This is a genomic window from Pontixanthobacter aestiaquae, from assembly GCF_009827455.1.
GTDB classification, from domain to species: domain Bacteria; phylum Pseudomonadota; class Alphaproteobacteria; order Sphingomonadales; family Sphingomonadaceae; genus Pontixanthobacter; species Pontixanthobacter aestiaquae.
This window is the reverse complement of the sequence record NZ_WTYZ01000001.1, coordinates 1549123-1561512: the sequence shown is the minus strand read 5'-3', so window position 1 is coordinate 1561512 and position 12390 is coordinate 1549123. Positions and strand designations below refer to the sequence as shown.

Annotated in this window: 11 protein-coding genes; 3 read left to right on the top strand and 8 right to left on the bottom strand. The window is 57.2% G+C overall.

All coding sequences use genetic code 11. From position 1 onward, the window contains the following. Positions 1-10: 10 nt before the first annotated feature. The 3 genes from GRI35_RS07410 to GRI35_RS07400 form a co-directional block, all read right to left on the bottom strand. The gene (locus tag GRI35_RS07410; protein WP_290258771.1) at positions 11-799 is read right to left on the bottom strand and encodes a tetratricopeptide repeat protein; all 789 of its coding nucleotides are present in this window, start codon (positions 797-799) and stop codon (positions 11-13) included. A 182-nt stretch (positions 800-981) separates the two neighbouring features. Continuing rightward, on the bottom strand, positions 982-2145 hold the full coding sequence (locus GRI35_RS07405) for a glycosyltransferase (RefSeq protein WP_160613576.1): 1164 nt from the start codon (positions 2143-2145) through the stop codon (positions 982-984). Continuing rightward, a complete protein-coding gene (locus GRI35_RS07400) occupies positions 2142-3014 on the bottom strand; it encodes an alpha/beta fold hydrolase (RefSeq protein WP_160613575.1) in 873 nt (290 codons plus the stop codon). The genes GRI35_RS07405 and GRI35_RS07400 overlap by 4 nt, the downstream gene beginning before the upstream one ends. A gap of 73 nt (positions 3015-3087) precedes the next feature. Between GRI35_RS07400 and GRI35_RS07395 the strand changes: the two genes are divergently transcribed. Continuing rightward, positions 3088-4494, top strand: coding sequence for a protein adenylyltransferase SelO family protein (locus tag GRI35_RS07395; protein WP_160613574.1), 1407 nt, complete (start codon positions 3088-3090; stop codon positions 4492-4494). Here the strand turns inward: GRI35_RS07395 and GRI35_RS07390 are convergent. Next, positions 4491-5036 (bottom strand): hypothetical protein, encoded by a 546-nt coding sequence (locus GRI35_RS07390; RefSeq protein ID WP_235900157.1) that lies wholly within the window; start codon positions 5034-5036, stop codon positions 4491-4493. The genes GRI35_RS07395 and GRI35_RS07390 overlap by 4 nt on opposite strands. 18 nt (positions 5037-5054) lie before the next feature. Continuing rightward, positions 5055-7058 carry a YadA-like family protein gene (locus GRI35_RS07385; RefSeq protein ID WP_160613573.1) on the bottom strand — a complete coding sequence of 668 codons (2004 nt, stop codon included), beginning with the start codon at positions 7056-7058 and terminating at the stop codon, positions 5055-5057. A 312-nt stretch (positions 7059-7370) separates the two neighbouring features. Between GRI35_RS07385 and astD the strand changes: the two genes are divergently transcribed. Next, the gene (gene astD, locus GRI35_RS07380) at positions 7371-8786 is read left to right on the top strand and encodes a succinylglutamate-semialdehyde dehydrogenase (protein ID WP_160613572.1); all 1416 of its coding nucleotides are present in this window, start codon (positions 7371-7373) and stop codon (positions 8784-8786) included. A gap of 10 nt (positions 8787-8796) precedes the next feature. Here the strand turns inward: astD and GRI35_RS07375 are convergent, their stop codons facing one another. Both GRI35_RS07375 and GRI35_RS07370 read right to left on the bottom strand, forming a co-directional pair. After that, positions 8797-9513 carry a hypothetical protein gene (locus tag GRI35_RS07375; RefSeq protein ID WP_160613571.1) on the bottom strand — a complete coding sequence of 239 codons (717 nt, stop codon included), beginning with the start codon at positions 9511-9513 and terminating at the stop codon, positions 8797-8799. A gap of 244 nt (positions 9514-9757) precedes the next feature. Continuing rightward, a complete protein-coding gene (locus GRI35_RS07370; RefSeq protein WP_160613570.1) occupies positions 9758-10222 on the bottom strand; it encodes a glycine zipper 2TM domain-containing protein in 465 nt (154 codons plus the stop codon). 191 nt (positions 10223-10413) lie between these two features. Between GRI35_RS07370 and rarD the strand changes: the two genes are divergently transcribed. Next, positions 10414-11316 (top strand): EamA family transporter RarD, encoded by a 903-nt coding sequence (gene rarD, locus GRI35_RS07365; RefSeq protein ID WP_160613569.1) that lies wholly within the window; start codon positions 10414-10416, stop codon positions 11314-11316. Here the strand turns inward: rarD and pyrC are convergent. After that, a complete protein-coding gene (pyrC, locus tag GRI35_RS07360) occupies positions 11313-12347 on the bottom strand; it encodes a dihydroorotase (RefSeq protein WP_160613568.1) in 1035 nt (344 codons plus the stop codon). The genes rarD and pyrC overlap by 4 nt on opposite strands. Positions 12348-12390 lie beyond the last annotated feature (43 nt).

Genomic DNA, 12390 nt, shown 5'->3' with positions numbered 1-12390 from the left:
TCGGAGAGGATTATTCGGTTGCTGGCGCCGCGGTGTCGCCGTCGGCTTCCAACTCTTCGAGAACCTCGTCAACATCTTCGATCGCATCCACGCCGAGCACGCCAGCCAGCTGCCGGGCCCGCGAACGCAGGCTTTCCGGCACATCATCTGCCTGAGCGATCTGTGCGAGAAGCGCCCCCGCCTCGGCCCGCTTGCCTTGTTCCAGATAAGCGATGGCGACCATTTCGCCCGCGCTTCCGAAATAGGCATTCTCCGGCACGGCAATCGCGCTCAACCGGGCGACCACATCTGCCGGAGTGCGCAAGTCGAACGTTGCCGCGACTTCGCGGACGGTTGCCAAATCACGAAGCGTTTGCGGCGCATCGCCGTCGGCAGCAATCGCGGCAAACCGCTCGGCTGCTTCTGCGGGCTTGCCCTGTTGCTGGGCGATACCGCCTTGCAACATTTGCGAGGCAGCTTTGGCGCCGCCTCCGCCTTCGGCAATCAGCTGTTCCAGCGTAGAGTTAGCCGTATCGAAATTGTTAGCCTCAAGCTGGTCCATCGCACTGATCAGCGTTTCGGAGTCTTTCTCCATCGCTGCTTCTTGCTGCGCATCCCAGTAGAGATAGCCCGCAAATGCAGCGAGACCTAAGACAATGGCTGCGATCAGCGGTTTGCCATATTTGTCCATGAAATTCGAAAGCTCGTCCTGACGGACGGCTTCATCAACCTCACGCATGAGGACATCTTCTTCGGCGGCCTCACGCTGCTTGCGTTTGTCGGCGGGAGTTTCTGCGGGTGTTGTAGGGGTACGGGCCACTTGTGGCTCATCCAATCTGCTTAAAAAATAGGGTTTCGCGTCTTTAGCCTATAGGCGCAGTGATGCAATTCATGTTTGATCTGTGTCCCCCAGATGTGTGTGCCTTCCAGCGTGAACCGAGGGTTAAGCGCCATCTGCACACCCAGACGCAAACCCCGATACGCACCCGAATGTACACGGGGTCACCGCGGAATGACCTTGCCCATCGCAGAACTATAGAGCCGCCGGTACGTGTCGATCATGACCTTCTCGTCATATTCGGCGAGCGCTTTCACGCGGTTCGCCTCGCCGACAGTTTTCCGGAGATTTGCATCATCGCCAAGCTTTTTCAGTGCATTGGCCAGACCGGTTTCATCGCTCTTCGACACGATAAATGATCCGTTGGCCTCGCTAACCATATCGGCAACGTCACCAACATCGGTTGACGCGACAGGTATCCCTGCTGCCATTGCCTCAACCACAGAGATCGGAAACTGCTCGGTATCGGAGGACAGCGCGAAGATATCGAAAAAGCCGACATAGCGTGCGGGATTGGCAGCAAATCCGGGCAAGTGAACCCGGTCGCTGATTTTCATGCGTTCGGCTTCCTGAAGAATTGCCTCCCTTTCGGGCCCCTCGCCCACAATCACCAAGCGCCAATCCTGCGGCAACGCGGCGAAAGTACGCACCAGGCGCGGTAGATTTTTAACTTCGCGCAGCCCAGCGAGAGTTCCAACCCACTTCTCGCCCGACTGCTTGGTTATTCCGGGCAATGCACCAGGCTTCGGCTTTTTGGCAAAGGCGAGCGTATCGATGCCGTTGGCTATCCGCTTTACGCGCGCCATGGGTTGCTCCCACACATCCAGCGCAATTTCTTCGAGCTGTTCGGATGGAACCACAAGCGCTGTCGATGTGCCCAGCGCCACGCGGCGAAACCAGTTGCGCTTGCGTTTCAGCGTTTCGCGCTCATCCTCGTTAAAGCCATCTTCGTGATGGATCAGCGGCGGCAGCCCCATCGCTTTGCCAAACAAAGTATGCGCCATCACCGCGTCCATCGATCCCCAATTATAGGTGAGGATCAGATCATAGGGCTTCATCGCCTTGGCAATCCGCATCAGTCGCGGCGGCAGCGGCCTTCCTTGAAGCGAAGGGAAGTCTGAAGGATAAGTCACTGGAAGTTTTGGCGAGATCAGCTTTTGCGCTTCCATACTCTCCGGCACCGCAGAGACGATATCATGACGGACCTTGCGGCCAAATGCGTTTATGAGCTGCGCGCAGCGGACTTCCTTGCCGCCAGCGGCAAAGGTTGAGTGAAGGTGCAGGATCCGCGGGGGCGTGTTCGCTCCGCCCCCCTCATTGTCGTTCATGGGATTTGCGCCAATAGCGCATCGATAGCGGCGAGCGCCGGCGCTTCTTCGAGCAGCGGCGCGTGGCCAACATCGGGAATGGTCACCGCCTGCGCATCGGGCAGACGGTTTTGCATCTCTGACAATGTCTCTGCGGTCAGGATGTCTGACAGAGCGCCGCGGACGAATAGCAACGGTTTGCCTGAAAGCGCTTCCAATGCTGGCCACAAATCTGGCGGCGCAGCGCCATCATCGTTTTGAAAAGGCTCGGCAATGGTCATATCGTAATCGTAAGCGATTCTGCCATTTTGCTGCACAACCATTCCGCGCTTCGCCATATCGAGCCATTCATCAATACCGAATGTCGGATGCGAGGACCCATGAACGTCCTGCAAAGCGCGCGCCGCATGCATCCAAGAAGGATAGCTGCGCCCTTGCCCGACATATTCGCGAATCCGGTCGATCCCCGCAGGATCAACCACCGGCCCGATATCGTTGAGTACCGCGGCAGCAATCTTGCTGCTGTCCATCGCCGCCATCAGCATTGTCATCAAACCGCCCAGCGATGTGCCAACCGCAGCGAAGCTCTCAATCTCTTCCTGCGCCAGCAGAGCAAGCACATCACCCACATAGGTAAGGGGATTATAGGTGGCCGAATCTTTCGCATATTCGCTTTCGCCGCGCCCACGCATCTCCGGCACGATGACACGGCGAGTCGCCGACAGATGCTCCGCCAACCCGGCAAAATCGCGCGCATTGCGCGTCAGCCCATGCATGCACAGCACCGGCACTTTCTTCAAACTGCTGGCATCGCGCGCGGCATAGTCACGGAAATGCAGTTTCAGGCCGTCGGGGCTATCCCAGAAACGGTCGACATACGCTTTGGTCATGGTGATGCGGCTTTTCCCGTAACTATTCCAAGCGCGGCTTGCGAAGTGCCCCGCGCCAGCGCACTATCGCGCGATGACGGCAGAACCGCAAGATGTGAGCTACACACCCGATCCCGCAATCAACACTCTGGCCGATTGGCTGGGTGATCCCGTCGCGCCTGCCGATTTTCCCGAGGTGCAGATTCGGTTCCGCAATGATCGGGCTGCTCAGTCAGTCGGGCTGCAAGGGCTGAGTGATACACAATGGGCCGATCATTTCGGTAGATTCATCCCGCTGCCCGACAATCTGCCCCAGCCTCTGGCTTTGAAATATCACGGCCACCAGTTCCGGCACTACAATCCCGATATTGGCGATGGCCGCGGATTTCTGTTTGCGCAGATGCGCGATCGGCACGGGCGTTTGATCGATCTCGGCACCAAAGGAACAGGGCAGACACCCTATAGTCGCGCAGGCGACGGCAGATTGACGCTGAAAGGCGGTGTCCGTGAAATACTCGCGACCGAGTTTCTGGAGGCTTTGGGTGTCAATACGTCGAAAACCCTTTCGATCATCGAGACCGGCGAGGAGCTTACGCGCGGCGATGAACCCTCCCCCACGCGCTCGTCGGTCATGGTCCGGCTAAGCCACGGTCATATCCGGATCGGGACATTTCAACGGCTGCTTGCCAATGAAGAGCGCGACCACATGGAGCAGCTTGTCGCCTATTGCCTCACGCAATTTCCTGGACCGGTGCCGCCCGTGGATGCGCCAGGCCGCGATGAACCGGCGGTTCAACTCATGCATCAAGTGGTCGAAAGGATGGCCGATCTTGCGGCGAGCTGGATGGTCGCCGGATTCGTCCATGGCGTCCTCAATACCGACAATATGAATATCTCTGGCGAGAGTTTCGATTACGGGCCGTGGCGCTGGTTACCGAATTGGGACCCCGGATTCACCGCAGCATACTTCGATCATAATGGCCTCTATGCTTTTGGACGGCAGCCAGAGGCGCTGCATTGGAATTGCGGGCAATTGGCAGTGGCCTTGCGTCTTCTGTCCGATGCGCCGCCCCTGATCGCCGCAATGGAACGGTTCGGGCCGCTCTACATGCAGGCGGTTGCGCGGCGTTGGTGCTGGCGAATGGGCGTCCACTCTCAGGGTGAGGAGCGCGATGCCGCGTTGGTCGCTGCGGCGGAGAAAGCCATGCGCGACAGCGGCGAGCAGCCTGATGCCTTCTTCTATCGCCATCGGGGCGGCTCTGGCGCCAAGGGTGAACTAGCCGATGCGTTGGCCGGATATGCGCCGGCCGAAAGCGATCATCCCTATTGGTCCGAAGGCACCCCGCAGTCGATGCTGATCGATGAAGTCGAAGCGCTTTGGTCCGCCATCGATCAGCGCGACGATTGGCGGCCGCTTAACGATAAGATTGCAGCAATCCGGCGGTGCGGTGCAGCGCACGGCGCTCCTCCGGTATCAAGCGGTCATGCCAGTAACCCTTAGCCCGGTGCGCGTTCGACCATCTGCGCGGGCTGGATATCAATGCCTGCCAGCTTCCATTTGCCCTGTTCCCACTGGAAATACATATCGAAGCCGATCGCAATCGGGCGCAATTGGAAAATGCCCTGCACCCGAAATACACCGTCCTGAATAACCTCGGGCGCGCGGGTGTAAGTTGGCGGGACCAGAAACGCGTTCGATAGATCGATCTGTGAATTGCGGATACCGGCAAAGATCTCAGCCAGCCGCGCGGCGTTGTTCTGTATCTGGAATCCTTGCGAGGAAATATCGCGCAGTACCGAATAATTGCCCGAACGGTTGGCATGATCGACCGCCGCGATTGTCGACCAGATCATCTTTGACAGCTCCAACTGGCTTGGTGTCGGGCGGACCGATGGCGGCGGTTGCACGGTGGGTACAACTTGTTGGGGCTGCGCCTGCGCGAGTGCCTGCGTGGGGCTGAGCGTTGCCACCAATGCAGCGGATACAAAAAATGCCGGAGCAAAACGCCCCGGCATCTTTTTTGTCTTTGTGATCATCATCATGATCACATGTGTAGCGGTTTACCAGGCGACTTGGAAGCCACCGCGTGCACCGACTTCACCGCTATCGAAACCGACACCGACACCAGCCGAGAACGCTGCGTTTTCACCGATACGAGCGGTCATGCCGATTGTACCAGCACCCTGGTTCTCGAAGTAACCAACGCCGCCCGAGAGAGCGAAGTTCGTGTCACCTGGAAGCATTGGCGATTCCATCGCCAGCGCCATTGCGACACCTTCGTTAGCCCGATCAATCGCCGCTGTGTTGGCCGCAGTTGTGCCGAACAACGTATTGATCTGCGACGTCTGCGTTGCAGTCAAAGTCTGCAGGGCAGCGATGTTGGTCGAGTTCGTGCCAATCGCCGTGGTGTTAGCCGCGATGTTAGTCGAGTTGGTACCAATTGCTGTGGTGTTAGCCGCCACGTTTGCATTGGTTGTCGCCAGACCAGTGTTGGCAGCCGTAATTGCCGCGGCGTTCACACCAATTGCCGTTGTATTTGCAGTAACGTTGGCGTTGGTTGCCGTGATTGCTGCGGTGTTACCGGCAATGTTTGTGGCGTTTGTACCAATTGCGGTGGTGTTGGCAGCGATGTTTGTTGCGTTTGTACCAATCGCCGTAGTGTTGGCCGCGATGTTACCAGCGTTAGTCGCAACACCAGCAGTGTTGGTTGCAATATTGCCAGTGTTGGTCGCTACGTTAGCATTGGTCGCCGCTAGCGCCGCGTTGGTTGCCAGTGTCGTCACATCGACACCTTGACCAAGAGTGCCGCTGGCATCCGTAGTCGCGAGGAAGATTGTACCAGTCTGTGCAGCAGTACTTGCAGCAATATCACCGACGGTGACCGAGCTACCCATGCCGCCCAGGACGATTTGGTTGGCACGAGTTGTCATCGCATTCCAACCCAGAGCAGTCGATCCAGCGAACGCAGAGGTCGCACCGAAACCCAATGCCGTCGACTGATCGCCAGTAGCCGATGAGTTCAAACCAATCGTTACCGCTTGATTGCCACTCGCGACGGTCTGGTTACCGATGGCAATCGCTTGCTCGCCGGTCGACACCGCGGCGTTACCAAGAGCAACACCCGAGTCTCCACTCGCCAGCGATTGGTTACCAATAGCAACCGAACCCACATTGGTGGAAATAGCCGCTTCACCAACAGCAACGGAACGGACTCCACTCGCCATCGCCAGATGACCCAAAGCAGTTGCGCGAACACCGGTTGCCATGGCTTGCCAACCGAATGCTGAAGTACCAGGCATTGTTGCCGAACTTTCCGCACCGACCGATACCGAGTTCAGGCCCGAGGAATCGGCGCTTTCACCAATTGCCACGCCATCATCGCCAGAAGCCGATGCGCTATCACCAACAGCGACGCTGGTGTTACCAGTTGCCGAAGCAAGGTTACCGTAAGCTGCAGAACCGACGCCAGATGCAGTCGAATCAACACCCGAAGCAATCGACTCTACGCCGGAAGCAAGCGAGCCCACACCAACAGCAGTAGAGCGGTCAGCCTGCGCAACTGCCTGAGCGCCCAATGCCGTAGAACGACCACCATTCGCCGTTGCGAGACGACCAAGAGCGGTTGAAATCTGGCCAGATGCCTGCGAATCGTTACCAACTGCAGTCGCTCCGCTCGCGCCTGCAAGGGCAAGATAGCCCAAGGCAGTCGAAGCTGCGCCACTCGCGATTGAGTTTGTACCAACAGCAACGGTGTTTGCGTTGCTTGCCAGTGAATTGCGGCCAACTGCTGTAGAGTTGGCGCCGCTTGCTTGCGATCCGCCGCCAACTGCGGTGGCGTTCGGGCTACTCGCCGATGCGCCAGTGCCGCAGGCAAGCGAGTTTACAAAAACGGGGTTCGAAAACGCGCCGCCATCGGTGTCACCGGCGCTCGGTACGCCGTTTTGGTCGCTGTCGAGAAGGCACTCTTCAGCCGCAACAGGTGTCGCGGTAAACACACCCATAGCGAGCGCAGCCGCAGAAGCGGTCGCGGCAAAGCCTGCCAATTTGTTGATCTTGTAACGCATAATCTACTACCCTCTTTGTTTATCAGGCAAACGCCCGAACTCGTCGCGCCGGGACCAATCCTGGCGTTAATTTCTGTGCGACCCAGAGGGGGGAGATCGGTCAGGCGAAAGCGCCAGCCAATCGATTATTGCCCCCATCGATGGCTTTGCAGCCACCTGTTTTCGGATTTGGTTTTTTGTCCATCAATCGCTAACCAGCGGCCATTAAATTGACCTTGGAGCGACTCGGACTACAAGCCCCCAACCCTTAACATGGCTTAACCATAGGGATTTGAGCTAAAACCTCAAACCAAAAAGAGAAAGTTTTACGGCGTGTCCCAAACAGAGATCATATCCTTCCAACCTGCGACCGGTGAGGAATTATGGCGCGGCAAAGTCGATGATGTGGATGAGGCGGTTGATCGTGCGCGCCGTGCATGGCCTGCCTGGGCCGCTCAACCGCTTGCATACCGGATCGAGGCGTGTCGCCGATTCGCCAATGAAGTGCGCAAAGTTTCGGACAAAATGGCCCAGCTGATTTCCAAAGAGACGGGCAAACCGCTGTGGGAAGCCCATACTGAAGTCGAAGCGGTTATTAACAAGGTGGATATTTCCGTCACTGCCTATGCAGAGCGTACCGGACAGAAAAAGCTGAACAGCGCGCTTCAGGGAAACGCCGCGGTCCGGCACAAACCGCACGGCGTTATGGTTGTCTTGGGGCCCTATAATTTCCCGGCCCATTTGCCCAACGGACATATTATCCCAGCATTGATTGCCGGCAATGTGGTTATTTTCAAGCCGAGCGAGAAAACCCCAGCGGTCGGCCAATTGTTGATGGAATGTTTCAACAAGGCAGGCATTTCGGCGGCAGTTGCTCAGTTCTTCGTCGGCGGCCCGGAAGAAGGTAAAGCGCTGGTTTCGCATAATGGCATCGACGGAGTGCTATTTACCGGATCCGCGCAAGCAGGAATCGCCATTAATAAAAAGCTGGCCAACAATCCGGGTAAGATCGTAGCGCTCGAAATGGGCGGCAACAATCCGATTGTCGTAATCGATACTCCTAAAGTGACCGACGCCGCGACATTGATCGTGCAATCGGCTTTCACCTCGGCCGGGCAGCGCTGCACCGCCGCGCGCCGTCTTATCGTAACCGAGAGCATGTATGATTCGATTATCGATGAGGTAAAAAATCTGGTCAGCCGGGTGATTGTCGGAGAGCCATTCGCCGAGCCGGCACCGTTCATGGGGCCAGTGATCGATAATGCCGCTGCCGAACAATTGGTCGAAAGTTTTCTCTATTTCCTGTCCAATGGCGGTAAAGCTATCCGCCATATGCGCAGGCCGGATGACAATCTGCCATTCCTCTCACCCGCGATCATCGACACAACCGACATGCCGGACCGCCCCGATGTCGAGCTATTTGGCCCGCTGCTACAGGTCATCAAAGTCAAGGATTTCGATTCCGCAATAGCCGAAGCGAACCGCACGCGCTTCGGTCTGTCCGCATCGCTGATTGGCGGAAGTCCACAGGATTACAACAGGTTCTGGGCCAATGTTCGCGCCGGTATTGTCAATTGGAACCGGCCAACCAATGGTGCGTCGTCTAACGCTCCGTTTGGTGGACTGGGCCTTTCAGGCAACCACCGTCCTGCCGCTTATTACGCAGCAGATTATTGCGCCTACCCCGTGGCCAGCACCGAAATGGATCAGCCACGCGCGACCATTGGCGTCGGGCTCAGCCAAGACTAACGGGTCGGGGTTAAAGTCCGTTGGTGATCAGGTCGATTTCGGTCAGGCCTGACGATAAACGGCGCCCATACACAACATAGGACGCGCCGCCCTTTACGCCGCTGACAATTGTATCCTGATCGGCGACCGCATATTCGGTGGTGTAGCCAGCGGTTTTGGCCCGGCTGTAATAAAAGGTCAGCACCTCCTCCAGCGGAACAGGTGTCAGGAAGGTAATCGCACGCAGTGCACAATCACCTTGATCGGTGCCCGCTGCATCCTTAGTCGCACCACGTGGGTAAACCGGGAAAATCGCTGGTAGCTTAGCCGCCCAAGATGCTGAATATGTGACATTTTCAGCGCATTTGGTGCCGTCCGCCGTGATCGCTGCTTTAGAGGCTGCGGTCAAAGTAGCAGTTTCAGGAATGGGATAGCTATACTGCGTGGGTGCCGGAAGTTCGGTCAGCCCGTCGCTGCCGCCCACCAGCGCAAATGCCGCGTCGCGCGCGGCCTGAATGGCTTCAGGTGTCATGTTCTCTGGCGGGATCGACTGGTCTGTTCCGCCCGTGAGGGCAGCGTTGGCCTCGTTCTGATTGGCCAAATCGGGATCGACCATAATCTGTTCATTGAGCGCCTGTTCGGTCGCCGGATCAGCTGCACCGCTCTCTCCATCAGCAGGGCTATCGCCGCACGCGGCAAGTGCCAGAAGCGGCAGGTGAGCAGTAGTCAGAAGAAAGCGATTTTGCATTGCGATACTCCGCAGTCAGGTGGAGGGGTAAAACCATGCCACCCGCTCTCTGCGATCAGAGTTAACGAAATACTGTATAACAGGGTTAAATTTTCAAGTGTCCCTTTTAGGGAAACTCTTGATGTGATGATTACCCACAATAATTGGGCGCCTGACCATCGGTGAATGCGATCAGACGCCCTTCACGGCTCATTGGAACCGCGCCGCAGCTGCCGGTGGGGGCAGCTGAAGCTAGGAATTTGGATTAACGGCAGCGCGAATTGCTGCGGTCGATTGCGCGACCAAGAATCGCGCCCCCAGCCGCGCCAAGGATCGCACCCAATGTGCGGTCACCGCGCCCCGCAACTTCATTACCGATCAGGCCGCCAACTGCGGCACCGATAAGCAGGCCGGTCGTGCCATTTTCTTTGCGGCAGTAATAGCGCCCGTCGCGGCCACGCCAGATACGGGTGTCGCGATAGACGGGTTGGCCCTGATAGCCGTAATCTCCGCGATACTGGTCACGGTAATGGCCACGACCGCGCTTGTAACGATGATCGCGCCCGCGATGATGTTCGGCGACAGTCTCACTTTGGAATGTCACGAATTGGGTATGCGAAGCGCTCGGCGCAGCAAGCGTCGGCACAGAGGCCGCCGATCCAGGCGTTGCAAAAGCCAAGCATGGGACGGCCAAGGCGATTGCGGCGGTTTTAGCTGTTTTCAGGGTCATAATTCATTCCTTCACTGATGTTTGACGGGCGAAGGGAGGAAGTCGATTCGTCCGGTGAGTTCATAAATAGTTCGACTTTTATGAACGAACTGCAACACGGATGTCAGGATTGGATTTTGACGACGAAGCGAACAATTTTGACCGATGAAACGATGCTTGCGGGGATATTTGGCGAAGCCTAAGGGCCGCAAATGACCGACAAGGATCAAACCCAGTCGCCTTCGGGCCTACCTGCCGCGTTGGGCGCCTACACGATCTGGGGTTTGCTGCCGCTCTATCTCATTCTGGTTCAAAGCGTCCCACCGTTCGAATTTGTCGGTTGGCGGATCATCTGGACACTACCGCTGTGCTTACTGATTGTGGCGCTTCGCAAACAATTTTCGGAACTGTTCACGGCAATCCGCGACCGCAAGGTGCTGCTTACCCTCATGGCAAGTGCGACACTGATCGGCGTCAATTGGCTGGTTTATATCTGGGCGATCCAGAACGGAAATGTCTATGCCGCCAGTCTCGGTTACTATATGAACCCCTTGCTGAATGTGGTTTTGGGCACGGCCATATTAGGCGAGAAGCTTTCTGCCCGCCAATGGATCGCTGTGGCGCTTGCCGCTTGCGGTGTCGCAATTCTCGCCATGGGCGCGTTGACGACTCTATGGATCAGCATGACTCTGGCTGTGACATTCGGCACCTATGGTCTGCTCCGCAAACAAGTTGCTGTCGGCTCACTTCCGGGCTTAACGATTGAGTCAACGCTGCTGCTGCTGCCAGCATCTGGGATCGCGCTCTACTACGCTGGCCTACCGCAAGGCTCTGCCTTCACCGTCGACCCGCTATTAAGTTTCTACATAGTCCTCGGCGGCGTGGTCACGGCTGTGCCGCTGCTGCTATTTGCAGTCGCGGCGAGGCGCATGGACTACTCGACACTCGGATTCATCCAGTTTCTCGCCCCGTCGATTGTATTCCTGCTCGGCTTATTCGTGTTCAAGGAAGATCTCAAACCCGCACAGCTGGGGTGTTTCCTGCTGATCTGGTCCGCGCTAGCCATTTTCCTCTGGGATCTATGGTCGCGCCGACCGAAAGCGGCGTCCACCTAACCGACCAATTTCCAGCCGAGTGTATCGCCGGCATGAAAGGGAACAATTGTGGTGCCATTCGCGTCAATCGTCATGGGCACCGCATTGTCCGTTCTTTGTAATGTCACCGTGCCTTCATTGCGCGGCAAGCCGTAAAAATCCGGACCGTTCTCCGAAGCGAAGGCTTCAAATTTGTCCAGCGCACCCTCTTGTTCGAACACGGCGAGATAGCTTTCCAGCGCGTATGGCGCATTGAAAATACCCGCGCAGCCACAGGCACTTTCCTTGTCTTCCCGCGCGTGCGGCGCACTGTCGGTACCCAGGAAAAACTTCTTCGATCCGGATGTTACTGCCTTGCGGAGCGCCAGCCGGTGAGTCTCGCGTTTGGCGACCGGCAAGCAATAGGCATGCGGCCGCAATCCGCCGACCAGCATCGCATTGCGATTGATGTGGAGATGCTGGGGTGTGACCGTCGCCGCAACATTCGGACCGGCCTCGCGAACAAAAGTCGCGGCATCGGCGGTCGTGATATGCTCGAACACGATTTTGAGTGTCGGATAGTCAGCCACAAGTTGCCGCATCGTCCGCTCGATAAAGACCTTTTCCCGGTCGAAAATGTCAACGTCATGGTCGGTCACTTCGCCGTGAATGAGCAACAGCATCCCGATATCCTGCATTCTTTCAAGAACGCTTCGAAGTTCAAGAATGTTGCTCACACCATGGGCGGAATTTGTTGTCGCATTCGCCGGATAAAGTTTCGCGGCGGTAAAAACGCCGGACTCATATCCGCGTGCAAGTTCATCCGGATCGCTCGCGTCGGTCAGGTAGCATGTAATGAGCGGTGTAAAATCGACACCGTCCGGGACAGCCGCAAGAATCCGGTCTCGATAGGCTGTCGCTGCGGCCACATCGGTCACGGGTGGAGACAGATTTGGCATGACAATCGCGCGGGCAAACTGGCGAGCCGTGTGCGGCACAACGCCGCGCATGATGTCGCCGTCACGGAAGTGGAGATGCCAATCGTCAGGGCGGCGGATAGTGATTTCGTTCATACTAATGCTGGCTCTACTGAATGGATGGAACAGATGGAACAGG

What these genes read in the sequence shown, in the direction of transcription:
- GRI35_RS07385 (WP_160613573.1), bottom strand. Translation starts at nt 7,058, where the DNA reads ATGCGTTACAAGATCAACAAATTGGCAGGCTTTGCCGCGACCGCTTCT.
- GRI35_RS07375 (WP_160613571.1), bottom strand. Translation starts at nt 9,513, where the DNA reads ATGCAAAATCGCTTTCTTCTGACTACTGCTCACCTGCCGCTTCTGGCA.
- rarD (WP_160613569.1), top strand. Translation starts at nt 10,414, where the DNA reads ATGACCGACAAGGATCAAACCCAGTCGCCTTCGGGCCTACCTGCCGCG.
- GRI35_RS07395 (WP_160613574.1), top strand. Translation starts at nt 3,088, where the DNA reads ATGACGGCAGAACCGCAAGATGTGAGCTACACACCCGATCCCGCAATC.
- GRI35_RS07370 (WP_160613570.1), bottom strand. Translation starts at nt 10,222, where the DNA reads ATGACCCTGAAAACAGCTAAAACCGCCGCAATCGCCTTGGCCGTCCCA.
- GRI35_RS07390 (WP_235900157.1), bottom strand. Translation starts at nt 5,036, where the DNA reads ATGATGATGATCACAAAGACAAAAAAGATGCCGGGGCGTTTTGCTCCG.
- GRI35_RS07400 (WP_160613575.1), bottom strand. Translation starts at nt 3,014, where the DNA reads ATGACCAAAGCGTATGTCGACCGTTTCTGGGATAGCCCCGACGGCCTG.
- pyrC (WP_160613568.1), bottom strand. Translation starts at nt 12,347, where the DNA reads ATGAACGAAATCACTATCCGCCGCCCTGACGATTGGCATCTCCACTTC.
- GRI35_RS07405 (WP_160613576.1), bottom strand. Translation starts at nt 2,145, where the DNA reads ATGAACGACAATGAGGGGGGCGGAGCGAACACGCCCCCGCGGATCCTG.